The 24569-nt window shown below is 71.8% G+C and carries 25 protein-coding genes; 12 read left to right on the forward strand and 13 right to left on the reverse strand.

Going from position 1 to position 24569, the window contains the following annotated elements:
* The first annotated feature begins 22 nt into the window (after positions 1 to 22).
* The 6 genes from sufD to BUB75_RS03520 are packed head-to-tail and all read left to right on the forward strand — an operon-like array spanning position 23 to position 4411.
* Positions 23 to 1207, forward strand: a complete 1185-nt coding sequence (sufD, locus tag BUB75_RS03495) for a Fe-S cluster assembly protein SufD (RefSeq protein WP_073251297.1) — start codon at positions 23 to 25, stop codon at positions 1205 to 1207.
* Complete coding sequence (locus BUB75_RS03500) at positions 1207 to 1536, forward strand: non-heme iron oxygenase ferredoxin subunit (protein ID WP_073251299.1); 330 nt, start codon at positions 1207 to 1209, stop codon at positions 1534 to 1536. Before sufD ends, BUB75_RS03500 begins: the two co-directional genes overlap by 1 nt.
* Positions 1533 to 2300, forward strand: coding sequence for a Fe-S cluster assembly ATPase SufC (gene sufC / locus BUB75_RS03505; protein ID WP_073251300.1), 768 nt, complete (start codon positions 1533 to 1535; stop codon positions 2298 to 2300). The genes BUB75_RS03500 and sufC overlap by 4 nt, the downstream gene beginning before the upstream one ends.
* Positions 2297 to 3574, forward strand: a complete 1278-nt coding sequence (locus tag BUB75_RS03510; protein WP_073251302.1) for a cysteine desulfurase — start codon at positions 2297 to 2299, stop codon at positions 3572 to 3574. Before sufC ends, BUB75_RS03510 begins: the two co-directional genes overlap by 4 nt.
* A 13-nt stretch (positions 3575 to 3587) precedes the next feature.
* Positions 3588 to 4052: a Fe-S cluster assembly sulfur transfer protein SufU gene (gene sufU, locus BUB75_RS03515; protein WP_073251305.1), complete on the forward strand. Its 465-nt coding sequence runs from the start codon at positions 3588 to 3590 to the stop codon at positions 4050 to 4052.
* A complete protein-coding gene (locus BUB75_RS03520; protein ID WP_073251307.1) occupies positions 4049 to 4411 on the forward strand; it encodes a metal-sulfur cluster assembly factor in 363 nt (120 codons plus the stop codon). Before sufU ends, BUB75_RS03520 begins: the two co-directional genes overlap by 4 nt.
* On the opposite strand, the gene BUB75_RS03525 is transcribed toward BUB75_RS03520, so the two are convergent.
* Positions 4401 to 5867: an MFS transporter gene (locus BUB75_RS03525; protein WP_073251309.1), complete on the reverse strand. Its 1467-nt coding sequence runs from the start codon at positions 5865 to 5867 to the stop codon at positions 4401 to 4403. The genes BUB75_RS03520 and BUB75_RS03525 overlap by 11 nt on opposite strands.
* A 56-nt stretch (positions 5868 to 5923) precedes the next feature.
* On the opposite strand from BUB75_RS03525, the gene BUB75_RS03530 reads away from it, so the two are divergent.
* Positions 5924 to 6613: an acVLRF1 family peptidyl-tRNA hydrolase gene (locus BUB75_RS03530; protein ID WP_073252729.1), complete on the forward strand. Its 690-nt coding sequence runs from the start codon at positions 5924 to 5926 to the stop codon at positions 6611 to 6613.
* On the opposite strand, the gene BUB75_RS03535 is transcribed toward BUB75_RS03530, so the two are convergent.
* Entirely contained in the window at positions 6610 to 7197 is a 588-nt protein-coding gene (locus BUB75_RS03535; RefSeq protein ID WP_073251311.1) for a CGNR zinc finger domain-containing protein, read from the reverse strand. The two genes, BUB75_RS03530 and BUB75_RS03535, sit on opposite strands and share 4 nt — an antisense overlap.
* Positions 7198 to 7265: 68 nt before the next feature.
* Here BUB75_RS03535 and BUB75_RS03540 point away from each other — a divergent pair, with 68 nt between their 5' ends.
* A complete protein-coding gene (locus BUB75_RS03540; protein ID WP_073251313.1) occupies positions 7266 to 7655 on the forward strand; it encodes a RidA family protein in 390 nt (129 codons plus the stop codon).
* Between the two features lie 29 nt (positions 7656 to 7684).
* Positions 7685 to 8773 (forward strand): winged helix DNA-binding domain-containing protein, encoded by a 1089-nt coding sequence (locus tag BUB75_RS03545; protein ID WP_143175003.1) that lies wholly within the window; start codon positions 7685 to 7687, stop codon positions 8771 to 8773.
* Here the strand turns inward: BUB75_RS03545 and BUB75_RS03550 are convergent.
* The 6 genes from BUB75_RS03550 to ypfJ form a co-directional block, all read right to left on the reverse strand.
* A complete protein-coding gene (locus BUB75_RS03550; protein ID WP_073251316.1) occupies positions 8770 to 9375 on the reverse strand; it encodes a response regulator transcription factor in 606 nt (201 codons plus the stop codon). The genes BUB75_RS03545 and BUB75_RS03550 overlap by 4 nt on opposite strands.
* Positions 9372 to 10550, reverse strand: coding sequence for a sensor histidine kinase (locus tag BUB75_RS03555; RefSeq protein ID WP_073251318.1), 1179 nt, complete (start codon positions 10548 to 10550; stop codon positions 9372 to 9374). Before BUB75_RS03555 ends, BUB75_RS03550 begins: the two co-directional genes overlap by 4 nt.
* 22 nt (positions 10551 to 10572) lie before the next feature.
* Positions 10573 to 11319 (reverse strand): ABC transporter permease, encoded by a 747-nt coding sequence (locus tag BUB75_RS03560; protein ID WP_073251320.1) that lies wholly within the window; start codon positions 11317 to 11319, stop codon positions 10573 to 10575.
* The gene (locus tag BUB75_RS03565) at positions 11316 to 12242 is read right to left on the reverse strand and encodes an ABC transporter ATP-binding protein (RefSeq protein ID WP_073251322.1); all 927 of its coding nucleotides are present in this window, start codon (positions 12240 to 12242) and stop codon (positions 11316 to 11318) included. The genes BUB75_RS03560 and BUB75_RS03565 overlap by 4 nt, the downstream gene beginning before the upstream one ends.
* Entirely contained in the window at positions 12239 to 12463 is a 225-nt protein-coding gene (locus BUB75_RS03570) for a hypothetical protein (RefSeq protein ID WP_073251324.1), read from the reverse strand. The genes BUB75_RS03565 and BUB75_RS03570 overlap by 4 nt, the downstream gene beginning before the upstream one ends.
* A gap of 89 nt (positions 12464 to 12552) precedes the next feature.
* Complete coding sequence (gene ypfJ / locus BUB75_RS03575) at positions 12553 to 13437, reverse strand: KPN_02809 family neutral zinc metallopeptidase (RefSeq protein WP_073251326.1); 885 nt, start codon at positions 13435 to 13437, stop codon at positions 12553 to 12555.
* Positions 13438 to 13626: 189 nt separating this feature from the next.
* Here ypfJ and BUB75_RS03580 point away from each other — a divergent pair, with 189 nt between their 5' ends.
* Positions 13627 to 15228 (forward strand): ABC-F family ATP-binding cassette domain-containing protein, encoded by a 1602-nt coding sequence (locus tag BUB75_RS03580; protein ID WP_073251328.1) that lies wholly within the window; start codon positions 13627 to 13629, stop codon positions 15226 to 15228.
* Between the two features lie 78 nt (positions 15229 to 15306).
* Here BUB75_RS03580 and BUB75_RS46055 read toward each other — a convergent pair whose 3' ends face one another.
* From BUB75_RS46055 to BUB75_RS46060, 3 genes are all read right to left on the reverse strand, one after another.
* Complete coding sequence (locus tag BUB75_RS46055; protein ID WP_178379754.1) at positions 15307 to 15909, reverse strand: hypothetical protein; 603 nt, start codon at positions 15907 to 15909, stop codon at positions 15307 to 15309.
* A 223-nt stretch (positions 15910 to 16132) separates the two neighbouring features.
* Positions 16133 to 16882: a hypothetical protein gene (locus BUB75_RS03590; protein ID WP_073251332.1), complete on the reverse strand. Its 750-nt coding sequence runs from the start codon at positions 16880 to 16882 to the stop codon at positions 16133 to 16135.
* Positions 16883 to 17006: 124 nt separating this feature from the next.
* On the reverse strand, positions 17007 to 18653 hold the full coding sequence (locus BUB75_RS46060; RefSeq protein WP_073251334.1) for a hypothetical protein: 1647 nt from the start codon (positions 18651 to 18653) through the stop codon (positions 17007 to 17009).
* A gap of 171 nt (positions 18654 to 18824) precedes the next feature.
* Between BUB75_RS46060 and BUB75_RS03600 the strand changes: the two genes are divergently transcribed.
* Positions 18825 to 19538, forward strand: coding sequence for an enoyl-CoA hydratase/isomerase family protein (locus BUB75_RS03600; RefSeq protein ID WP_178379755.1), 714 nt, complete (start codon positions 18825 to 18827; stop codon positions 19536 to 19538).
* Here BUB75_RS03600 and BUB75_RS03605 read toward each other — a convergent pair.
* Positions 19535 to 20308, reverse strand: a complete 774-nt coding sequence (locus BUB75_RS03605; protein WP_073252733.1) for an exodeoxyribonuclease III — start codon at positions 20306 to 20308, stop codon at positions 19535 to 19537. The two genes, BUB75_RS03600 and BUB75_RS03605, sit on opposite strands and share 4 nt — an antisense overlap.
* 94 nt (positions 20309 to 20402) lie before the next feature.
* Between BUB75_RS03605 and BUB75_RS03610 the strand changes: the two genes are divergently transcribed.
* Positions 20403 to 22250, forward strand: coding sequence for an ABC transporter ATP-binding protein (locus BUB75_RS03610; RefSeq protein ID WP_425430862.1), 1848 nt, complete (start codon positions 20403 to 20405; stop codon positions 22248 to 22250).
* On the opposite strand, the gene BUB75_RS03615 is transcribed toward BUB75_RS03610, so the two are convergent.
* A complete protein-coding gene (locus BUB75_RS03615) occupies positions 22247 to 24541 on the reverse strand; it encodes a bifunctional polysaccharide deacetylase/glycosyltransferase family 2 protein (RefSeq protein ID WP_084740183.1) in 2295 nt (764 codons plus the stop codon). The genes BUB75_RS03610 and BUB75_RS03615 overlap by 4 nt on opposite strands.
* Positions 24542 to 24569: the final 28 nt, after the last annotated feature.

Raw genomic sequence — 24569 nt, forward strand, 5'->3', positions numbered from 1 at the left:
GTAAGTGTCTAGCGATGCTCCTGTGCTCGCGGGAGCGCACAGCCATGGTGGGCCGGTCGACGGCAAGCCGCCGGCCAGCAAGGCCGTGGCGCTGCGCTCCTACGACGTGGCCGACTTCCCCCGGCTGACCGGCCGGGAGGAAGAGTGGCGGTTCACGCCGCTCGGCCGCCTCCACGGCCTGCACGACAGCAGCGCCGAACCGGCGGCAGAGGCCCTGTCCGAGCAGACCGGCACCTGGGCCGGCGGTGAGCTGCCCAGCGGCGTCCGCGTCGAGCACGTCGACACCGCCGACCCCCGGGTGGGGAGCGCGCTGGTTCCGTTCGACCGTCCGTCCGCCGACGCCTACGGCAAGGCCGGGCAGGCCACCGTCGTCAGCGTCGCGCCGAACGCGGTCGTCGACGAGCTGGTCCGCATCGACCTGACCGGCCGCGACGCCTCCGGGGCGAGCTACCACCACACGGTGCTCGACGTCGGGGCGAACGCCGAGGTCAAGATCCTGCTCGACCAGTCGGGCAACGTCGCGCTCGCCGACAACGTCGAGATCCTCGTCGGCGACAACGCGAGCGTCACGGTCGTCACCCGCGCCGACTGGTCGGGCGACTCGGTGCAGCTGCAGCACCAGCGCGCGAAGCTCGGCCGGGACTCCCGCCTGACCCACATCGCGATCACGCTCGGCGGTGACCTGGTCCGGCAGTACACGTCGGTGGAGTTCACCGGCCGCGGCGGCGAGGTCGACGCCTACGGCATCTACTTCGCCGACGCCGGTCAGCACCTCGAGCACCGGCTGTTCGTCGACCACTCGGTGCCGGACTGCCGCTCGAACGTCGTGTACCGCGGCGCGCTGCAGGGCGCGGACGCCCACACGGTCTGGGTCGGCGACGTGCTGATCCAGGACGAGGCGACCGGCACCGACACGTACGAGATCAACCGGAACCTGGTCCTCACAGACGGGGCACGCGCCGACTCGGTGCCGAACCTGGAGATCGAAACCGGCGAGATCGTCGGTGCCGGCCACGCCAGCGCGACCGGCCGGTTCGACGACGAGCAGCTGTTCTACCTGCAGTCCCGGGGCATCCCGGCGGACGAGGCGCGGCGCCTGGTCGTCCGCGGCTTCTTCGCCGAGATCATCCAGAAGATCGGCGAGCCGGAGCTGGTCGAGTCGATCACCCAGACCATCGACGCGCGGCTGGCCAAGGCAGGTGCCTGATGGCTTTCGTCCGTGTCTGCGCGGTCGCTGACCTCGAGGACGACACCCCGCTGGCGGTGGACGTCGAGGGAGAGCCGGTCGCGGTCGTCCGTTCCGAGGGCGAGTACTTCGCGATCCGCGACGTGTGCTCGCACGCCGACGTCCCGCTCTCCGAGGGTGACGTCGAGGACTGCGCGATCGAGTGCTGGCTGCACGGATCCCGGTTCGACCTGCGCTCGGGCAAACCGACCGGCCTGCCGGCGACTAAGCCGGTGCCCGTCTACCCCGTGCGGGTCGACGGCGACGACGTTCTTGTATCTCTGACCACGAACCAGGAGTTCCCCCAGTGAGCACGCTCGAGATCCGCGACCTGCACGTCAGTGTCCAGACCGGCGAAGACACGAAGCCGATCCTGCGCGGGGTCGACCTCACCGTGAAGTCGGGGGAGACGCACGCGATCATGGGGCCGAACGGCTCCGGCAAGTCCACGCTGGCCTACTCGATCGCCGGTCACCCGAAGTACACGGTGACCAGCGGTGCGGTGCTGCTCGACGGCGAGGACGTCCTCGCGATGAGCGTGGACGAGCGGGCCCGCGCCGGCCTGTTCCTCGCGATGCAGTACCCGGTCGAGGTGCCCGGCGTCTCGGTCTCCAACTTCCTGCGCACCGCGGCCACCGCGGTCCGCGGCGAGGCGCCGAAGCTGCGCACCTGGGTCAAAGAGGTCAAGGGCGCGATGGAGACGCTCGGCGTCGACCAGTCGTTCGCCGAGCGCAACGTCAACGAGGGCTTCTCCGGTGGCGAGAAGAAGCGGCACGAGATCCTCCAGCTCGAGCTGCTCAAGCCGAAGATCGCGATCCTCGACGAGACCGACTCCGGGCTCGACATCGACGCGCTCAAGTCGGTCTCCGCCGGCGTCAACCGCGCGCGCGAGGAAGGCGACATCGGCACGCTGCTGATCACGCACTACACCCGGATCCTGCGGTACATCCGCCCGGACTTCGTGCACGTGTTCGTCAACGGCCGGATCGTCCAGGAGGGCGGCCCGGAACTCGCCGACGAACTGGAGGCCTCGGGCTACGAGCGCTTCATCGCGGCCGGGGCGAACGCCTCATGAGCAGCTACGACGTCGAGAGGATCCGGAAGGACTTCCCGATCCTCTCCCGTCGCCTGCACACCGAGGGCGGTGGCGAGGGCGTTCCGGTGATCTACCTGGATTCCGCCAACACGTCACAAAAGCCACAAGCTGTTATCGACGCGATGAGCGAGCACTTCGCGCGGCACAACGCGAACGTCGCCCGCGCCGTGCACACGCTGGGCTCGGAGTCGACGCTGGCCTACGAGGCGGCCCGGGACGCGGTCGCCGGCCTTATCCACGCGCCGAGCCGCAACGAGGTCATCTTCGCGAAGAACTCGTCCGAGGCGATCAACCTCGTCGCTTACTCGCTGGGCAACTCGGCGGGACGTCCGGCCGGTTCGGAGTTCCCGCTGCTCGGCCCCGGCGACGAGGTGGTGATCTCCGAGATGGAGCACCACTCGAACATCGTCCCGTGGCAGCTGCTGTGTCAGCGCACCGGCGCGACCCTGCGGTGGTTCCGGATCACCGACGACGGCCGACTGGATCTGTCCGAGCTCGACACGCTGATCAACGAGCGGACGCGCTTCGTGTCCTACGTCCACCAGTCGAACATCCTGGGGACGTTGAACCCGGTCGAGCCGATCGTGTCGCGGGCGCGGCAGGTCGGCGCGCTGGTGATGCTCGACGCGTCCCAGTCGGTGCCGCACATGCCGGTGAACGTCGCCGACCTGGGCGTCGACTTCATCGCGTTCACCGGGCACAAGATGGTCGGCCCGACCGGCATCGGCGTGCTCTGGGGCCGGGCGGACCTGCTCAACTCGATGCCGCCGTTCCTCGGCGGCGGCGAGATGATCGAGACCGTCTCGATGGACGGTTCGACGTTCGCGGAGGTGCCGCACCGGTTCGAGGCCGGGACGCCGCCGATCGCCGAGGCCGTCGGGCTCGGTGCCGCGGTGAAGTACCTGACCGAGATCGGGCTGGAGAACATCCAGGCGCACGAGCACCGGCTGGTCGAGTACGCGCTGCCGCGCCTGCATTCCGTTCCCGGCCTCACGATCGTCGGGCCGGACACCGCAGACGCCCGGGGCGGGACGATCTCGTTCTCGCTCGGCGCGATTCACCCGCACGACATCGGGCAGTATCTCGATGAGCTGGGTATCGCGGTCCGGGTGGGGCACCACTGCGCCCGTCCGACCTGCGTTCGGTTCGGAGTTCCGGCGACGACCCGCGCCTCGTTCTACCTGTATACGACCGATGCGGAAATCGACGCGCTGGTCGACGGGTTGCACCAGGTAGTGAGGTTCTTCGGCTAGTGAAGGGCGAAGGATGAGCGGCCTCTTCGGCGACGCGATGTACCAGGAGATCATCCTGGACCACTACAAGCACCCGCACGGACGTGGTCTGCGTGACCCGTTCGAGGCGCAGGTGCACCACGTCAACCCGACCTGCGGTGACGAGGTGACGCTGCGGGTGCACCTGGACACCGGGAACGTCGCCGACGTCTCGTACGACGGCGCCGGGTGCTCGATCAGCCAGGCATCGGCGTCGGTCCTGCACGAGTTGCTCGTCGGGCAGTCGGTGGAGGACGCTTTCAAGACCGTCGACACGTTCGTCGAGCTGCTGCAGTCGCGCGGTCAGATCGAACCGGACGAGGACGTGCTGGAGGACGCGGTCGCGTTCGCCGGCGTCGCGAAGTACCCGGCGCGGGTGAAGTGCGCGCTGCTGGCGTGGATGGCTTTCAAGGATGCGACCGCCCAGGCGGCGGCCGCGCCGGAGAGGACGACGGCATGACTGAGCCGACGGCGCCGACGGCGCCCGGTGGTGCGGCGCTCGACATCGCCAAGGTCGAGGACGTCGAGGAGGCCATGCGGGACGTGGTCGACCCCGAGCTGGGCATCAACGTGGTGGACCTGGGCCTCGTCTACGGCATCCACGTGGACGACGCGAACGTCGCCACGCTGGACATGACGCTGACGTCGGCGGCCTGTCCGCTGACCGACGTGATCGAGGACCAGACCAGGGCGGCGCTGGTGAGCGGCGGCCTGGTGGAGGACTTCCGGGTCAACTGGGTCTGGATGCCGCCGTGGGGCCCGGACAAGATCACCGACGACGGCCGCGAGCAGCTCAGGGCACTCGGCTTCAACGTCTGACGCGGCACCGCCGAGTTTCCGGCCCCGCCGCCCCCTCAGGGGCGGCGGGGTTTCGCGTCTCAGCGCCCGGCCGCGCTGCGGCGCCCGGCGGTGCGGCGGGCAGCGGCTGTGCGGCGGGCCGCGGCGCGGCCGCTGGGAGCGAGCGGGGGCCCGATCGTCGGAGACGCCGCCGGGCGGCGAGGAGCAGGGCGGCCGCGGGGGCCAGGGCGGCGGCGCTGACGACCAGGGCCGCCCGGAGGGACCAGTACGTGCCGATCGCGCCGAGTGCCGGGCCGCCCACGACCTGGCCGGTGGCGTCGAACATGTCGCGGGTGGACAGCACGGTCGCGCGGACCGAGGGGTCGGTGCGCTCGACCAGCCACGCGGTCAGCACCGGTGCGAACGCGGTCCGGGCCGCGGCCAGCGCCAGCGCGGCGCCGATCGCCAGGTAGACGTTCGTCGCCAGCCCGAACACGACCGTCGTCACGAGGAGCGCCGCGACGACGCCGAGCAGTATCCCCATCGTGTCCGCGTCCTTCGCCCGGGTGGCGATGAGCTGCGTGACGACGAGCCCGAGCAGTGTCGCCGCGACACCGAGGACGCTGAACCAGGTCGTGGCGTCCGGGCCGGGGAGCCGGTAGGTCTCGAGGAGATGCGCTCCCCAGAGCCGGTCGATCGCCTCGCTCCAGCCGCCGACGAGCGCGACGACGGCGAACACCAGCAGGAACGCCGGTCGCACCCGGATCAGCCCCCAGGCGGCCCGCACGGTGTCCACTGCCCCCGGCTCGGCCTCGGCCCCCGGCTCGGCTCCGGCTCCGGCCTCGGCCTCGGCCGAACGCGGCCGGGCACGTTCCGGCATCACGAGCGTGAGCACCACCGCCGTCGCGATCAACACGCCGCCGCCGACCAGCAGCGGCAGGCTCGTGCGCACCCCGGCGACCAGCCCGCTGACCGCGGTACCGCCGAGCGTCCCGATCAGCCCGGCCTGCGACCCGCGCAGGTACACCCGGGTGAGGCCGGCGGTCCCGCCCGCACCCGCGGTCCCGCCATCACCTGCGGTCCCGCTTTCACCCGCGGCGCCGACCTCACCTGCGGTCCCGCCCTCGCCGGCTCCCTCGACCTCGCCGGCGATCCATGCCTCCAGCGCTCCGCTGACCAGCGCGTATCCCAGCGCCCCGATCACCTGCGCGGCCAGGATGCCGAGAAACAGCGGCAGCAGCGCCTCGACCACACATCCGACGCCGAGCACCGCGACACCGGCGATCACACACGCGCGGTTGTGCCCGAGATCGGCGAGTACGCCGGTCGGCAGCTGGAACGCGAAGTACGCGGCCTCCAGCGCCGTGCCCACCAGCACCAACTGCAGCGGATCGAGCCCGGCGGCGTCCACCCGGTAGACCACGATCGTCGTGTAGACGAGCCCGGTACACGCTGCCAGCGTGCACCGCAGCCCGAGGAACACGCGGTAGGCCCCCACCGAGCAAGGACACACCGGCCGCGGACCGCGTCCAACCGATTATTAGGGTGGCCCTCGTGACGAAGGGAAAGCCGGCCGCTGGGGGAGGGCGCTGGGTCGAGGTGCCGCCGGAGCGGCTGCAGCGGTGGTTCGCCGGGTTCGCCGAACGGCACGGCGCCGTGCGGGCCGAGGCGTCGGCGGGAATCGTCACGCTCGTCGGGGCCGACGAGGCGGTCGCCGAGTGCCACGTCCCGTTCCCGCCGCTCCCGGCCGAGGAACGCGACCCGGCCGAGGCGCCCGACCCGGCCGAGGGGCGCGACCCGCTCGACGCGTTGATCGCTCATGCGTGTCGTGACCGGCGGGTCGGTGTGCTGCTGGTGCGGCTCGGCGGGTACGCCGCGGGGGTGTTCGAGGGCGTCCGGCTGGTGACGTCCAAGGTCGACACCCGTCAGGTGCACGGCCGGAACAAGGCCGGTGGCTGGTCGCAGCAGCGATTCGCCCGTCGGCGCGAGGGCCAGGCGCGGCAGCTCACCGACGCCGCGGCGGCCACCGCTGCCCGGATCCTGCTCCCCGAGGTCACCACCCTGGACGCGGTCGTGCTCGGCGGCGACCGCACGGCGGTGGACGCCACGCTGGCCACCCCGGCGCTGGCCCCGCTCCGGGAGCGAGCCGTCGAGCGTTTCCTCACGGTCCCCGATCCGCGCCGAGACGTGCTGGAGGCGACCCCGGCCGCGTTCCGAGCGGTCCGGATCCGGCTGACGCCCTAGGACTTCCGCGCCCGGTGTGCCCGGAGCTTGTGGCGGTTGCCGCACCGCTCCATCGCGCACCACCGCCGGGCGCCGGGGCGGGACGAGTCGACGAACACCAACGGGCAGTTGTCGCTCGCGCACTCGCGGAAACGCTCGGCGTACGGCCCGGTCAGCAGGTCGATCATCTCCCGCGCCAGCGTCGACAGCACCTGCGAAGCCCGCACCGGAGCCGCCCAGGCCGCGGCCGTGCCGTCCGCAGCGAGTTGGGGGACCAGCGGCGCCACGGCCGCGAAGCGGTTGATCGTCGCGACGGCGTCGATCGGGAGCGCCTGACGCGCGGCTTGGGCGTGTGCCGTTTCCCAGATGGCCTGGCGCAGCTTCTTGGCCGCGGCCAGGTCGCGATGGGTCGCGGGCACCTCCGCGGACAGCGGCGGCTGAGCCAGCCATTCGGCCAGGTCGGTGGGCTCGTGGAGGGTTTCGAACACCGCGTACTGGCCTTCGCCGCCGCTGTGGGCGAAGTCCAGGCAGACGGCGCCGGCGTCGAACCAGAACGACCCGCCCTTGGGGTCGTGCAGTCGCCGCCCGGTTGCGCTCACTCGCATGTAACCACTATAACCAGTGTTGTAGGCGACACCGGTAAAACTGGTGTCAACGCGAGGAGGAGGTCGTCATGGCGGTACGACACATCAACCCGGAAGGGCTCCACCGCAGCCCGGCGTTCAGCCAGGCCGTCGTCGTCGAACAGCCGGCGAAGACGATCTACATCGGCGGGCAGAACGGAGTCGACGCCGAGGGCGCAGTCGTCGGACCTACGCTGGCCGAGCAGGCCGAACGAGCGCTCCGGAACATCGCGACGATCCTGGAGAGCGAGGGCGCGAGCCTGGCGAACGTCGTCCACTGGCGCATCGCGGCGGTGGACGGGCACCCGATCGAGGAGGGCGTGGCGGCGTTCCAGAAGGTTTGGAACCCGGCCGACCCGCCCCCGGCCATCACGGTGCACCTGGTCTCCGCGCTGGCGCCCGGGTTCCTCGTCGAGATCGACGCCGTCGCGGTCGTGTGACGTTCGTTCGACGCGAGAGAGGAGGCGGCGTGAAGGTCAGTTGGGAGCAGGTCTTCGCGTGGCGGATGCGGCGGCAGTACCTGGACCCGCGCACCACCCGCCCGGCGACCGAGATCGTCAGCCGGCTGTGCGGTGTCCAGGCGCAGGTCGCGAGTGCCGCCGAGACGGCGGTCGGCCTGCGGCGATCCGCACCCGAGCGGGACGGTGTCGCGGGGGCCCTGGCCGATCGGTCACTGATGAAGACCTGGGCCATGCGCGGAACCCTGCACCTGCTGCGGCCGAGTGAGGCGGGCGCCTACCTGTCGCTGCTGGAGACCGGCGGCTTCTGGCGCAAACCCTCGTGGCAGCGGGTCGCGGGCGTCACGCCGGAGCAGATCGACGAGCTGACCGAGAAGGTCGGGGACGTCCTCGACGGCGCGGTGCTCACCCGCGACCAGCTGGTCACCGAGATCGTCCGGGACGAGCGGTTCGCCGGGTTGGAGACCCAGCTGCGCTCGGGGTGGGGCCAGGTCCTCAAGCCGCTGGCGTGGCGGGGAGTGCTCTGCCACGGCCCCAACCAGGGCAGCCGGATCACGTTCACGAATCCGGCGAGCCAGTTCCCGGAGTGGAAACAGCGACCGGAGCCCGACGAGGCCGCCCCCGCCGTGATCGCGGCGTACCTGGGTGCCTACGGCCCCGCCACCCCGGAGGCGTTCGACGGCTGGCTGTCGCGTAACGGCACCAGCAGGCCGCGTCTGCGCCGGTGGTTCGCTGACCTGGGCGACACGCTGACCGAGGTCGACGTGGAGGGACGCCGGACGCTGATCCTGACCGAGCACGCGGACGAGCTCGCCGACACTCCCGAGTGCACGACCGTCCGCCTGCTCGGCGGTTTCGACCAGTACGTCCTCGGTACGGGAACCAACGACGAGGCGCTGCTCGCGAAGGCGCACCGGGCGGCGGTGAGCCGTACCGCCGGGTGGATCTCCCCGATCGTCGTCGTGAACGGGCGGATCGTCGGCGTGTGGGAAGTCCTCGACGGCGAGATCGTGCTGACCCCGTTCCCGGGCGCCGATCCCGTGCCGCCGGACGAGCTGGCACGGGAAACAGCGCACGTCGCACGTGCGATGGGACTCTAGATCCAGCCGGAGCGGCGGGCCGCCGCGACGGCCTCGTGCCGGTTCTGGGCGCCGAGCTTCCCGGTCGCGGACGACAGGTGGTTCCGCACGGTGCCGGGGGAGAGCGAGACGCGGACCGCGATCTCCTCGATCGTCGCGCCGTCGGCGGCCAGCTCCAGCACGTCGGCCTCCCGCGGGGTGAGCGGGCTCTCCCCGGCGGCGATCGCGTCCGCAGCCAGCTCCGGGTCGACGTACCGGCCGCCGCCGGCCACCGTCCGGATCGCGGCCGCCAGCACCGAGCCGGACGACGTCTTCGGGAGGAACCCCCGCACGCCGATCTCGAGCGCACGCTTCAGGTAGCCGGGCCGTCCGTGGCTGGTCAGCACCATCGTGGCGCAGCCCGGGACGTCGGCGTGGATGCCCGCGGCCGCGGCCAGCCCGTCGGCGCCGGGCATCTGCAGATCGAGCACCGCGACGTCCGGCAGCTCCTTGCATGCCATCGCGATCGCCTCGGCCCCGGACGCCGCCTGCGCCACGATCAGCAGGTCGTCCTGCAGGTCGAGCAGCCCGGCGATCGCGCTGCGCACCAGGTTCTCGTCGTCGGCCAGCAGTACCCGGATCAAACCCGTGCCTCCTCGACCACCGCGTTGGCCGGGAGGTCCGCGCAGAGCACAAACACCCCGTCCCGCTGCTCGAACGTCAGCTCGCCGCCGAGCGGACGGAGCCGTTCGGCCAGCCCCGCCAGCCCGGATCCGTGGCCGAGTGGGCCGCTCGCGCCGTCGTTCTCGATGCGCACCCGCACGTTGCCGTCCTGTTCCCGTACCTCGATGCGGCACAGCGTCGCCGCCGAGTGCCGCACCACGTTCGTCACGCCCTCGCGCACCACCCACGCCGCCGCGGTCCGGACGTCGTCCGGCAGCGTGGCGACCTCGGCGCTGATCCGGCTGGTCACCCCGGCGGAACGCAGCAGCGCCGCCGACCCCTCGAGCTCGGTCCGCAGGTCGACCGCGCGGTATCCGCGCACGGCGGCCCGCACCTGCCGCAGCGATTCCTGGGCGATGTTCCGCGCCTCCTCGGCGCGTTCCGCGGCCTCCGGGCGGCCGCGCCGGGCCAGTTCGGCGGCGAGATCACTGGTCATCGCGATCGCCGAGAGGTCGCGCCCGACGATGTCGTGCAGGTCGCGGGCGAACCGCAGGCGCTCCTCGGCGACCGCGAGCTCGGCCCGCGTGCGGTCGGCGTCCGCGAGCCGCCGCACGACGTTGACCAGCCAGAGCGAGAGCTGCACCGCGGACGCCACCGCGACCAGGACGGCCAGCACGAAGAACGCGACCTCGAACATCAGGCCGGGCCCGTCGTGCCGGGCGTCGGACTGCAGCGCGATCGCGACCGCCACCACGGCGCCGACCGGCACGTAATAGCGGGCGCCCCAGCCGCCGAGCGGAGCGAGCCCGAACGCCGCGATCAGCACCAGGCCGGGCCCGCGGGCGTTCCCGATCGGCGCCAGGCTCACGATCAGCGCCCCGGCCAGCACGGCGCCGCCCCAGACCCAGTAGTCCCGGCGCCGCAGCGAGTGGCCGGTGACCAGACGGTCGAGCACGTACAGCACGACGACCGACACCGCCAGGACCACCGCGACCAGCGTCGTCCGCACCGGGCCGGTGATCTCGCCTGCCCGCGACGCCGGGATCGAGCCGACGACGAACGGCCCGACGGCGGCGAGCGGAAACATCGAGCACCGCGTGTAGAGCGTGACGCGCGCGACGTCGTCGGCCTCGCGCCACCATCGATGTAACGCCATGCGGCTCACCCCCAAGCCCAGATCATGCCCTGGGCGACCAGCGGAACGACGTCCGGATCAGTAGGACGCCCGCCGCGATCCAGGCCAGCAGGATCCCGGTCTGTCCGGCCGCGGAGACCCAGTCGACCGGGCCCAGCCAGCCGTCCCGCACCAGCTCGAGCACGGCGGCCAGCGGCGTGAACCCGCAGATCCGCTCGACGGCCGGCGGTAGCTCCTCCAGCGGAACCACCAGGCCGGCGCCGAACAGGCAGACCGCGAGCACCGGCAGGCTGGTGATCTGCACGGACTCCACGGTCCGGGAGATCACCGCGGTGAGCAGCGCGACGACCGCGAACACGGCCGCGCCGAGAAGCACCGCGAACAGCACGATGACCGGGTTGTGCGGAACCGGCAGGCCGAGCACCACCCCGCCGACGGCCGCGAACAGCAGGACCTGGACGAGCGCTACGACCGAGCCGGGCAGCGATGTCGCGGTCAGGATCTCGGCGTCGGAAGCCTCCCCGGTCCGCAGGCGCTGCAGCACACCCTCCTCGCGGCGCGCCACCGAACCGCTGAGCACGGTGTAGTAGACGACGAACAGCAGCACCATGCCGATGAACAGGCCGACCATGGTCGCGGCTTCGCTGTCGTCGGGCGCTCCACCGTCCCCGGCGGTGGCCAGCGCCCCGACCAGGCCGAGCGGCACCAGCAACGCGGTGAACAGCAGCGTCTTGTTGCGGCGCAGCAGCAGCACTTCGGCGCGCCCCAGCGAGTAGGTCCTGGCGATCATCGGACTCCCTCCAGCTCACGGTCAGCGGATTCTTCGCCGCGGGCCAGCGCCAGGAACGCGGTCTCCAGCGACGCGGGGGTGGCGCGCAGCTCGGGCAGCACGACGCCGGTGTCCTCGGCCCAGCACAGCACGCGGACGAGCGTCCGCTGCAGGGTGCCGGTGCGGACCACGACGTGCCTGCTGCTGACCTCGACGGCCTCGCCGTCGAGAACCCCGGCCGGCGGCCGGCCGGCCGCCGCACCCCAGCGGATCTCCGCGCGGTGGGTGGCGACGACCTCGTCGAGCGTGCCCTCGGCGACGATCCGGCCGCGGTGCAGGATCGCCAGCGAGTCCGAGAGCTCCTCGGCCTCCTCCAGGTGGTGCGTGGTGAGCAGCACCGCGGTGCCGTCGTCGACCAGCGCGCGGATCAGCGTCCAGACCTGGCGGCGGCTCTCCGCGTCGAGCCCGGTCGTGGGTTCGTCGAGCAGCAGCAGGTCGGGGCGCCCGAGCAGCGCGACCGCGAGGTCCAGCCGACGCCGTTCGCCACCGGAAAGGCTTTTGATCGGGACGTTCAGTCGGGCGCCGAGGTCGACGGATTCGATCGCCTCGGTGGCCGGCCGGGGTCGGCGCATCGTGCCCGACCACATCCGGACGGCCTCGGCGACGGTCAGCTCGCCGGGTAACCCGCCGGACTGCAGGACGACGCCGGTGCGGTGCCGGACGGCCCGGCGCTCCCGGATCGGGTCGTGGCCGAGCACCCGGACGGTGCCCGTGGTCGGGGATGCGAGCCCGGCGACGACGTCCATCGTGGAGGTCTTGCCTGCGCCGTTCGTGCCGAGCAGGCCGAACACGCCTCCGGGCCGGACCGTGAAGCTGATCCCGCGGACGGCCTCGGCACCGGATCGGTAGGTGCGGGTCAGTTCGCGGACCTCGACGGCGTTCACCGGGCGCCCTGCTTCCGGGCGGCGAGGCCCAGCCGCAGGGCCAGGTACAGGCCGAACACGACCGACAAGATCAGCATGAACTGCCGGTCGTCGACGATCGTCCAGACCACGCCGAGTAAGACGAGGCTGGACACGGTGACCGCCAGCTCACGGGGGACGGTGGGCGCCGACGTGAACGACATCAGGTCGGCGAGGTAGTTCGACAGCGCGTTGTTCGCCATGCCTCCAGCGTGGTGGCGCTCGGAGCGTCCGGACCGTGCGCCGATGCACGACGTTCCGGGAGCCGTTCACGCCTATCCCATGACGAATGTCATACCCGGTCGAGCGTGCTGCACGTCTTCGGATCGCCGCTGGAGTGGCCGGTGTTGAACCACTGCTCGCGCTGGGCGGCCGAGCCGTGCGTCCAGGTCTCGGGGTTCACCCGGCCACCGGACTGCTCTTGGATCCGGTCGTCGCCGACCGCTCCGGCGGCCTGGAGCGCGGACTTGATGTCTTCGGCCGAGACGCTCTCGACCAGGCTCTGCGCTCCGCCCGAGGCGTTCCGCGTCCACACCCCGGCGAAACAGTCGGCCTGCAGTTCCAGCGCGATCGAGTACTTGTTCTCGTTGCCGGGGTCCCGCTGCTGGAGGCGGCGGACCTCACTCTCGAACCCGGTGAGGTACTGGATGTGGTGGCCGAACTCGTGGGCCAGCACGTACGCCTGGGCGAACTCGCCGGGCGCGCCGAACCGCTGCGCCAGCTCGTCGTAGAACCCGAGGTCGATGTAAATGCGCTGGTCACCGGGGCAGTAGAACGGGCCGACCGCGGACGTGGCCTGACCGCACGCGGTGTTCACGCCCTGGGTGAAGAAGCGGAGCCGGGGGTCCGCGTACTGCGCGCCGAGCGCCTTGGTGCCCTCGGTGCTCCAGTAGTCGCGTAGATCGTCGAAGACCGCGACCTGGCGGCACTGGACCAGCTCGAACCGCTGGGCGTTGCTCACCGCGCACTCCTGCGCCAGGTTCGCCGAGCTGCTGGGCGCCGGGCTCGACGAGTCGTCGCCGAGCGTGTTGTACCCGAGCAGGGCCAGCACGACGGTGACGATCAGCCCCAGCGCGCCGCCGCCGACGACCATCGGGCCGCCGCTGAAGCCGCCTCCGCCGCCGCGCGCATCCTCAACCTTGGAGAGATCAAGATTGGCGTCCTCGTCGAAGTCCATCGCACGCACCGTCCGTCCCGTGCCCCGCCTTCCTGGGGGCGCGCCCGTCCGGTACCCGGCAGGCGACGGCGCCAACCCAGCGGCCGGAAAAGCGCTCCGCGCAGACGGGTAGACTGGCTACGTGCACTCGTAGACCGACCCTCGCCTGACCTGTTCCATTTCGGCCCGTCCGTCTGCGAGGAATTCCCCGTGATCACCGTTACCGGCTTGGAGCTGCGCGCCGGTGCGCGCATCCTGCTGTCCGACACCACGCTGCGGGTTCAGCCCGGCGACCGGATCGGCCTCGTCGGCCGCAACGGCGCGGGCAAGACCACCACGCTGAAGGTGCTGGCGGGCGAAGGGATGCCGTACGCCGGCGAGGTCTCGCGCCGGGGTGAGGTCGGTTACCTCCCGCAGGATCCGCGCACCGGCGACCTCGACGTCACCGCCCGCGACCGGGTGCTCTCCGCCCGCGGGCTGGACGTCCTGCTGCACGACATGGACAAGGTGCAGATCGCGATGGCCGAGGCCGCGACCGACGCCGACCGCGACAAGCTGGTCCGCCGGTACGGCCGGCTGGAGGACCAGTTCGCCGCGCTGGGCGGCTACGCCGCCGAGAGCGAGGCCGCCCGGATCTGCGCGAACCTGGGCCTGCCCGACCGGGTCCTCGCACAGCCGCTCCGGACGCTCTCCGGCGGTCAGCGCCGCCGCGTCGAGCTCGCCCGGATCCTGTTCTCCGACGCCGAGACGCTACTGCTCGACGAGCCGACGAACCACCTCGACGCCGACTCGATCACCTGGTTGCGCGACTACCTCAAGGGCCACAAGAGCGGCCTGATCGTGATCTCTCACGACGGCGACCTGCTGGACGCCGTCGTCAACAAGGTCTGGTACCTGGACGCCAACCGCGCCGAGGTCGACCAGTACAACCTGGGGTGGAAGGCCTACCACGCGCAGCGCGAGGCCGACGAGCGGCGGCGCAAGCGCGAGCGCGCGAACGCCGAGAAGAAGGCCGGCGCGCTGATGTCCCAGGCCGACAAGATGCGGGCGAAGGCCACCAAGGCGACCGCCGCGCAGAACATGGCCAAGCGCGCCGAGAAGCTGCTGGCCGGGCTCGCCGACGAGCGGGTCTCGGACAAGGTGGCGAAGGTGCGGTTCCCGACGCCTGCGCCGTGCGGCCGGACTCCGCTCACCGCGGAGGGCCTCTCGAAGAGCTACGGCTCGCTGGAGATCTTCACCGACGTCGACCTGGCCGTCGACCGGGGCACCCGGGTGGTCGTCCTCGGGCTGAACGGTGCCGGGAAGACGACGCTGCTGCGCCTGCTCTCCGGGATGGAGCAGCCCGACACCGGCGAGGTCGTGCCCGGTCACGGGCTCAAGCTCGGCTACTACGCCCAGGAGCACGAGACGCTGGACACCGAGCGGACCGTGCTGGAGAACGTCCGCGCGGCGGCGCCGGACAGCAGCGACGGTGAGCTGCGCCGGTTGCTCGGCGCGTTCCTGTTCTCCGGCGACGACGTGAACAAGCCGGCCGGGGTGCTCTCCGGTGGCGAGAAGACCCGGCTGGCGCTGGCCGGGCTGGTGAGCTCGTCCGCGAACGTGCTGCTGCTGGACGAGCCGACGAACAACCTCGACCCGGCGAGCCGGGCCCAGGTGCTCGACGCGCTCACCACGTACACCGGAGCGGTGGTCCTGGTGACGCACGACCCCGGAGCGGTCGAGGCGTTGAAGCCGGAGAAGGTGATCCTGCTGCCCGACGGGGTGGAGGACAACTGGTCCGACGACCTGATGGAGCTCGTCTCGCTGGCCTGACGCTCCGCGCCCCGCGTACGAACAAAATCGGCGGGAGAGCCCCCTGGGCTCTCCCGCCGATCGTCGTTTCCGCGGGTCTTACGGCGTCGTCGCCGCGCCGCCCGCGGCGGTGCCTGGCGCTTCCGCGGTCGGAGCGGTCGTCGGCGCCGTCGTCGGGGCGGTCGTGGTCGGGGCCGTCGTCGGCGCCGCGGTGGTCGGTGCGGTCGTCGGCGCGGTGGTCGGAGCCGCCGTCGTGGGCGCCGTGGTCGGAGCCTTCGTCGGGGCCTTCGTCGCGCCGGCGGACGGCTTGGCCGTCGCGGTGGCGCTCGGGGCCGGTGCGGTGACACTGTCCGTAGTGGCCTGATCACCGGACTGTGCCGCTGCGGTGTCGCGGGACAGGTTGCCGGTGTCCGACGCGGAGTCCGAGCTCGCCGCACCGGCGCTGGGCGCCGTGCGGGTGGCGGCGGCCTTGTCTCCGGCCGGGAACAGCGTGTCCAGGCCGACCGAGGAGCCGGTGAACAAGCTGATGGCCAGCAGTCCGGTGTAGAGCAAGCAGCACGCGGAGACGAAGCCGGCGACGATCCGGACCAGGCGTCGGCGGCGTCCGGTCGTGTCGACAAAAACCGGCGAGCGCGAGGTCAGCACGTCATCGCCGAGAGGTTCGAGACTCTGCGTGATGTCGGAGGGGGCGACAGTGTTCACGCTTCGAGACTAAAGACCCACGGGTGCAGCCTTACCTCACGCTCAGTTAGCTCCATTTCCGGTTCTATCCGGACAGACGGGGGTGCGAATTCCCGGTAAGTCCGGACAAACCCGAGATGGCGCAACGACTTCGACTATCAGGTAACTCACAGTGAGAGCGTGTCGGACATCGGACGAAGTATCTGAGCGTGACTATGCAAATGCGACTAGTAGCGTTCGCTGGTCAGGACGCCCAGGGGAACAGGGTGTCCAGGAGGCCGTCGAGGGCGTTGCCGCTCGGCGAAGGGCTCGGCGCCGCGGCGGACGGCGTCGGCGCGGGAGGGTTGCTGGGGGCGGCGGAGGGCCGAGTGCTCGCGGCCGGGGCGGAGCGCGTCGACCGAGGGGTGGCGGCGGGTGCGCTGCCGGTGGCTCGTGCCGCCGGTCCGGTGTCGACGGTCGCGGCCGCGGAGCGGGAGAGTTCGGCCCGGGCGGTGGCGACCGGGGCGCCGGTGGCCGGCGGCGACTGTTTGCCGCCCGGACGTAACTCCGGGGAAGCGTGTGACTGTGCCCCGTGACCGCCGAGCATGCTGACGACGAGGATCGTGGCGTACGTCAGGCCGGCGAGGCTGACCAGCCAGAGTGCTGCCCGCAGGCGGCGCCGACGGCGGCCGGTCGTATCGAGGAACACGGGGAGTTCTGCATCAGCGACCCTGTGTAATAGTTGCGTGTCGTCGGTGCTGTTCGCGGCGTCCGAATCGGAGCGTGTGTCGACCGGAGGCGGGTCCGGCGTCTCGGCGGGGGCGTCATCCGGGGGCGTGAGACCGTCGCTGGCGGGCTCGCCGACCGGATCCGGGGTATCACCCTGCGATTCCGCCTGCGGCGGCTCTGCGGCCGCGGGCTCGGGAATCTCGCCGTCCTCGCCCGCCCTGGTGATCGAGGGAGTCCAGAACGCGGGAGTGACGCCTGTGGTGTCGTCGGTAGGGACGAGAGGCATGCACACAGGCTAAAGGGAACGGGACGGCGCTAACCATCCCTGTAAACTGAAATGTCCTACTTCAACACTGGTCCTCCTGGGGGCAATCCTCGTGCCCCCAGGAAGGGCACCCCGGTGTACGCAGTTAGGGCCCCGGGCTCACGCTGCCGCCGGTCGGCCCGGCGGTGGGCTGCGTGGGGTTACCGGTGGGCTCCGGGTCGTCGGACGGCTCCGGCTCGCGCGTCCGCGTCGGACGCGGCGTCGGGGCGGGCTCGTCGTCGTCCGGGGCTGCCGCCGACCGGGTCGGATTGGTCACCTGCGGCCCTCGGCTGGATTCCGGGGCCGGGTCGCCGACCGCTCTCTCCGACGGGCTCGCGGACGCCGACGCCGACGGCGACTCCGACTTCGCCGGGGGAGCTTCGGTCTTCTTGTCCTCTTTCTTCTCGTCGATGATCGCGCCGCGCATGACCCCAGGCCCGGCGGTCAGGCTGACGATGATGCCGATCAGGAACAGCAGCGCGATGATGCCGACCAGGCGGAACAGGATCTTGAGCCGCTTCTGGCGCTTGCCGCTGCTGTCGACGAAAACCGGTCGCCCGAGGTCGTCGGGGCGGGTGAAGAGCTGGGTGGCCTGGTCGTCGCTGCCCGCGGGCATGCCGGGGACGTCGATCCGCGGCAGATCCTCCGGGCGCCGGATCATCTGCGTCGCAGCGTCATCCGGGCCGCCGACCCGGGTCGCGGCGACGCCGGGCGGACCGCCGGCCGCACCGGACGACGGCCGCGGTACGAACATCTGGGTCTGCTCGTTGTCCTGGTCACGCAGGGCGCGGTCGAGCGGTGAGCGGTCGGTCGCCTTGGGTAACACCATCGTGGACTCGGTGTCCACCGCCGGCGGAATCGGCACGTCCCGGCGCGGCGGCGGACCGTCGGCCGGGGTACGGGCCGCGGGGATGATCCGCGTCTCGGCGCCGGGCGACCCCTCACGGTTGTCGCGGCGACCCAGCGCGGGCAGGCCCAGTTCCTCGGGCCGGACCCGGCGAGTCTCCTGGCCGGGCTCCTCGTCGTAGCCGCCCCGGCGGTCATAGCCCGCCCGGTCGTCGTGCCCGCCGTCGCCTCGACGGCCCTCCGGACGCCGGTCGCCGTACCCGCCGCGGTCGTCGTACCCGCCACGCTCGTCGTACCCGCTCCGGTCGCGGTAGCCGCTCCGGTCGTCGTTTGCCATCCGGTTGTCGTACCCACCGCGGTCGTCATAACCACGTCGGTCGTCGTATCCGGCCGCGCCGTTGTAGCCGGGGGCCCCGTCGTATCCGGCCGCGCCGTTGTAGCCGGGGGCCCCGTCGTAGCCGGGGGCCCCGTCGTATCCGGGAGCCCCGTCGTATCCAGGAGCCCCGTCGTATCCGGCACCGTTGTAGCCGCGGCGCGAGCGGTCGTCGTACCCGCGCCGGTCGTCCTGCCCGCGCCGGTCGTCCCGACCCGCGCGCTCGTCGTAGCCGCCGCGCTCGTCGTACCGGTCGGGTCGCCGCTCGTCGTACCGGCGGTTGTCGTCGTATCCGTTGTACCCGCCGCGGTCGTCGTAGTCGTCGAACGAACCGCGGTGCGCGCCGTCGTCCTCGTACCGACCGCGGGGCTCCGGCGGCCGCGTCCTCGATGGCTCCGGGGAGGGGTGGTGGCCACGCTCGGCCTCGGTGGAGCGGGGCCGACGGTAGGTCGCCGCGTCAGGGTCCGCGCCGCGCGGAGGGTCGTACGTCCCGCCGTTCGGGCGGGCGTCGTCATACCGGTAGCCGGAAGCCATGGCTTTCAGGGTAAGGCGTGCCGGGAGTGACCCACGATCTGGAGGTGAAGGTTCCATCCGTTCGGCCCGGTTGTTGCCAACGTTCGGTACATCACAGCGGTGCGTAGGCTCGTCCGGTACGGACCGAATCCGGAGGGGGCGACGATGCCGATGGAGCCGGAGAGCACTCCGATGACCAGGGGCGATACCGACGCGGACGGTGCCGGGCCGCGGCTGCGCCGCGATCAGCCGGGGCTACTCACCGTTGCGGTCGGCCCGGTCGGTCGGTTCGACGACAGGGCAGTCCGGACGCTGAGCGGGCTGGCACGAATCGGACGCGAACTGACCGGCGACATCCGGGTGGTCGTCCTCGAACTCGCCGAAAGTAACGCGTCCACTACCGACAGTGCATCCGGGGAGGATCGCGACCCGGTTCTGGCCGGTTACCAAGAGGGGGTGGCCTGGCTCCGGCGGGCAGACGTCGTCTCGGTGGCCACCGCACGGGGCCCGCTCACCGGCGTCGCCGTGGAACTCGCGCTCTGCTGCGACCTGCGGCTGCTCGGCGTCGAGGCGTCGCTCACGCTGACCGGAGCGCGCACCGGGGGCGCGCCGCTGCTCGGGGCCACCGGCCGGCTGGTCGACCTGGTCGGTGCCGCACGGGCGACCGAGCTCTGCCTCACCGGGCGAACCGTCGGCGCGGCCGAGGCCGAGCGGATCGGGCTCGTCTCCCGGGTCGTGCCCGGCACCGAGTTGGAGGTGGCCACCGACGCGCTCGTCGCGGGGCTGCTGGCCGCCGACCGCGTCGCGCTCACCGAGACCAAGGCGCTGCTGAACCACACTCTGCGCGACCAGTTGGCCGCTGAGCGTGAGTCCTTCGCCCGCCGCGCCCGGCCCGACGCCGGTTAGTTCACGTCCACGACGACCGGGGCGTGATCCGACGGGGCCTTTCCCTTGCGGGCGTTGCGGTCGACGTAGGCGTCGCTGACGGTGGCCGCGAGGGCGGCGTCCGCATAGAACAGGTCGATGCGCATGCCGAGGTTCTTCGGGAACGCCCCGGCCCGGTAGTCCCAGTAGGTGAACGGGTGGTCGTATTTCAACGGCCGCGGCACCACGTCGACCAGCCCGGCCTCGCGCAGCGAGGCCAGCGCCGCCCGCTCCGGCGGCGTGACGTGCGTGAGGCCGACGAACGCGGCCGGGTCGAAGACGTCGTCGTCGGTGGGGGCCACGTTGAAGTCGCCGGCGACGACGAACGGGCCCGACCCCAGCTCCGCGGCCACGGTGTTCCGCAGCGCCTCCAGCCAGGCCAGCTTGTACGTGTAGTGCGCGTGCCCGGGTTCGCGCCCGTTCGGCACATACACCGACCAGATCCGGACGCCGTCACAGGTGGCGCCGATCGCGCGCGGCTCCGGGTCGTCGGGGAACCCCGGCTGGTCGACCAGGCCGCGGGTCACCCCGTCCAGCCCGACCCGGGACAGCAGCGCCACGCCGTTCCAGCGTCCGTCGCCGTGGGCGGCGGTCTCGTAGCCCAGTTCGGCCACCGCGTCGGCGGGGAACGCGTCCGTGCTGCACTTGATCTCCTGCAGGCAGACGACGTCCGGCTTCGTGGTCGCGAGCCAGTCGAGCAGCCGCGGGAGACGCGCGATCACCGAGTTCACGTTCCAGGTCGCCAGGCGCACGGCACCCATCCTGCCGCGTGATCGGAATCTGTGCGGCGATTACAGTGTTACATCGCACCGGAGGTGGCGCCCGATGACCGAGCCGATGGCGGCCATGCAGCTGATGCGCACGATGCGCCGCGGTGGCCCGGATTCGCAACGGAAGCTTCCGCCGGGTACGGCGAAGCGGATCTTGGCGTTCGCACGCCCGTACCGGCGTGACATCGCGGTGTTCCTGCTGGCCACCGTGGTGTCGGCGGTGATCGCGGTGGTGACGCCGGTGCTGGCCGGGCGGGTGGTGGATGCGATCAGCCGGGGTGGGCCCCGGAGTGCGGTGGTGACCGTGGCGCTGGTGATCGCCGGGCTCGCCGTGGTCGACACCGTGCTGTCGATGGTCGGGCGCTGGTTCTCGTCCCGGATCGGCGAGGGCATCATCCTGTCCCTGCGCAGCCGCGTGTTCGGGCACGTCCAGCGGATGCCGGTCGCGTTCTTCAGCCGGACACAGACCGGAGCGCTGGTGAGCCGGCTGAACAACGATGTGATCGGGGCGCAGCGCGCGTTCACGTCGACGCTGTCCGGAGTGGTCTCGAACGTCATCGCGCTCGTGCTGACGCTCGCCGTCATGCTCACGCTGTCCTGGCAGATCACGCTCGCGGCGCTCGTGCTCCTACCGATCTTCGTGCTGCCGGCCCGCCGGGTCGGGCGGCGGCTGGCCGCGATCACCCGCGAGGCCGCCGAGCTCAACGCCTCGATGAACACGACGATGACCGAGCGCTTCAACGTCGCCGGTGCGGTGCTCGTGAAGCTGTTCGGGCGACCGGACGAGGAAGAGGCCGCGTTCACCCGGCGCGCGGCCAGGGTCCGGGACGTCGGCATCCTCTCCGCCGTCTACTCCCGAGCGTTCTTCGCCGCGCTGACGCTGGTCGCGGCGCTCGCGACCGCGCTGGTCTACGGCGTCGGCGGCTCGCTGGCGCTGGCGGGGAGCCTGTCCGCGGGAACCGTCGTCAGCCTCGCGCTGCTGCTCACCCGGCTGTACGGGCCGTTGACCGCGCTCTCCAACGTCCAGCTCGACGTCGCCAGCGCGCTGGTGAGCTTCGACCGGGTCTTCGAGGTGCTCGACCTGCCGCCGATGATCACCGAGAAGCCGAACGCGGTACCCGTGCCCGCCGGGGCGCGCAGCGTCGAGTTCCGGAACGTCTCGTTCAGCTACCCGGCCGCCGACGAGGTCTCGCTGGCCTCGCTGGAGGAGGTCGCGGTCCTCGACACCGCGCCGCGGACCCGGGTGCTGCACGACGTCGACTTCACCGCCCGGCCGGGGCAGCTCGTCGCGCTGGTCGGCCCCTCCGGGGCCGGGAAGACGACGATCAGCCAGCTGATCCCGCGCCTGTACGACGTGGACGCCGGTGCGGTGCTGGTCGGCGGCGTGGACGTCCGGGACGCGACGACCGCCTCGCTGCGGGACGCCGTCGGCGTCGTCACCCAGGAGGCGCACCTGTTTCACGACACGATCCGGGCCAACCTGCTGTTCGCGCGCCCGGGAGCGTCCGACGACCAGCTCTGGGACGCGCTCCGCCGGGCCCGGATCGAGCCGCTGGTGCGGTCGCTGCCGGACGGCCTCGACACGGTCGTCGGGGAGCGGGGCCATCGGCTCTCCGGCGGCGAGAAGCAGCGGCTGGCGATCGCGCGGCTGCTGCTCAAGGCGCCGGGCGTCGTCATACTGGACGAGGCGACCGCGCACCTGGACTCGGACTCCGAGCGCGCGGTGCAGCAGGCGCTGGACGAGGCGCTGGCCGACCGCACCGCGATCGTCATCGCGCACCGTCTCTCCACGGTCCGGGACGCCGACCTGATCCTCGTCGTCCAGGACGGCCACATCGTCGAGCGCGGCACCCACGAGTCCCTGCTCGCCGCGGGCGGCCTCTACGCCGGCCTCTACGAGACCCAGTTCGCCCCGGCGGCCTAGCGCGGTGAGGTCTGGACGTCCCCGGTGCGGCGGAGCTTTTGCCAGCGGAGGCGTGCGCCGGTCAGGGCCGTGGCCACCGACTGGATCAGGACGACGTACATGAGCTGCCGGTAGACGATCTGCTGCAGCGGGAACGCCCACAGCGGCCGTAGCCGCTCCCGGTCCAACCGGAACGCGATCACCGCGATCACCAGCTGCACGACGAGCATGCCGAGCCAGCCGAGCGCGGTCAGCGCGGCGTCGTAGAAGAGCAGCCCATAGATGAGGAACACGTCGATCAACGGCGCGAGCAGCGGCAGCACCACGCCGAACAGCGCCAGGAACGGCAACCCGACGCGTCCGAACCGCCCGGACGGCCCGCGGTCCGCGAACGCGCCGCGGTGCTTCCACATCGCCTGCATCGTCCCGTACGTCCAGCGGTAGCGCTGGGTGGCGAGCTGGCCCATCGTCGCGGGCGTCTCGGTCCAGGCCCGCGCCTGGTCCTGGTAGACGACCAGCCACCCGGCCCGGCTCAGCGCCATCGTCAGGTCGGTGTCCTCGGCGAGCGTGTCGTCGCTGACCCCGCCGACCTGCTCCAGCGCCTCCCGCCGGAACGCGCCGATCGCGCCGGGGACCGTCGGCATGCAGCGCATGATCTCGTACGCGCGCCGGTCCACCGCGAAGCCGGTCACGTACTCGATGTGCTGCCAGCGCCCGAGCAGGCTGCGCCGGTTGCCGACCTTGACGTTGCCTGCCACCGCACCCACCGCCGGATCCGAGAACGGTTGCGCCAGCGCGGAGATCGAGCCCGGCTCGAAAAGCGTGTCGCCGTCCACCATGACCACGAGCGGATAGTCGGTGGCGGCCGCGCCGATGTTCAGCGCCCGCGCCTTGCCACCGTTCGCGACCCGGATGATCCGGACGTTCGGTAGGCCCAGCGCCTCGACGATGTTCGCGGTGCCGTCGGTGGAGCCGTCGTCGACCACGATGACCTCGACCGGCACCGGGCGGCCGTCCGGCGCCCGCCCCACGTAGTCACCGGCGACCAGCGACCGGACCGCGGCCTCGATCCCGGCGCTCTCGTTGTACGCCGGAACGACGACCGACACCGGCAGCGTGACCGGCGGCGGAGGGCCCTTCTTCCGCTGTTTCCGCTGCCGGGCGACGTGCCGCCAGGTCAGCACCAGCATCAGGATCAGCCGGGCGATCGTCAGCGCGCCGACCAGGATGATGAGGTACGTGCACCACAGCACGAACTCGTGCGCCAGCCAGATGCCGTAGAGCACCGCGCGTCCGCGCCACAGCTCGCTGACGGTCGCCGAGCGGTGCACGGTCGCGGTGCTGCCGTCGCCGAAGTTGATGCCCTCGGACAGCGTCGTGAACGTGTAGCCGAGCTTCTTCATCTTCGGGATGTAGACGTCGAGCGCCTCGACGGTCTGCTCGCGGTTGCCGCCGGCGTCGTGCATCAGGACCACGGCTCCCACCCCATCCTCCGGGGTGGCGTTCTCGACGATCTCGTTCACGCCGGGCCGCGCCCAGTCCTCACCGTCGACGTCGGCGACGACCGTGACGTAGCTCAGATCGCCGGCTTCCTTGATGATCGGCCAGTACGTGTCGTCGATGGCCGCCGCGGTCGACGAGTACGGGAACCGCAGCAGCGACGTCGTGTCGCCGGTCGCGCCGACCACCGCCATCTGGGTCGCCGAGTACTGCAGGCGACGCTCCCAGGCCGAGATGGTGGACATGTCGGCGTGCGTGAACGTGTGGATGCCGATCTCGTGGCCCTCGTCGTGGACCCGGCGCGTCATCGAGGGGTCCTCGGTGATGCGGGCACCGACCATGAAGAACGTCGCGTCGACGTCGTGTTCCTTGAGCACGTCGAGGATCTTCGGTGTCCACGTCGGGTCGGGGCCGTCGTCGAACGTCAGCGCGATCGTGCTGTCCTTCATGCCGAAGGACGCGGTGGTGCGGTGCTGCGTGGTGTCGATGACCGGTCCGCCCTCGGTGATCTCCGAGGGGACGTCGTCGGTGCTGCCCGCCTCGTGCACGGTGCTCGACGCGCCGACGGACGCCGTGGCGACCGCGTTGAGGAAGAGGACCGCGCACAGAAAGATCAGGAGGACGATGACGACGGGCACCCGGCCGCGGGCTCGCCGCTCTCCGCGTCGCTGCTCGTGCGGGCTGGGGCTGCGCCGACGCCGGCCGCGGAGCAGTCCGGCGGCGGGAGGCGGCTCCGGGGGGCCGTCCGGTTCGGCGAGGTCGGGCCCGGCGTCCTCGGCAGGGTCCTGCGGGCGACGGACGGACCGGGGCATCGCAGTCCTTCGATCGGCCGACCGGGGT

Origin of the sequence: Cryptosporangium aurantiacum (assembly GCF_900143005.1) — a bacterium.
Taxonomy (GTDB): domain Bacteria; phylum Actinomycetota; class Actinomycetes; order Mycobacteriales; family Cryptosporangiaceae; genus Cryptosporangium; species Cryptosporangium aurantiacum.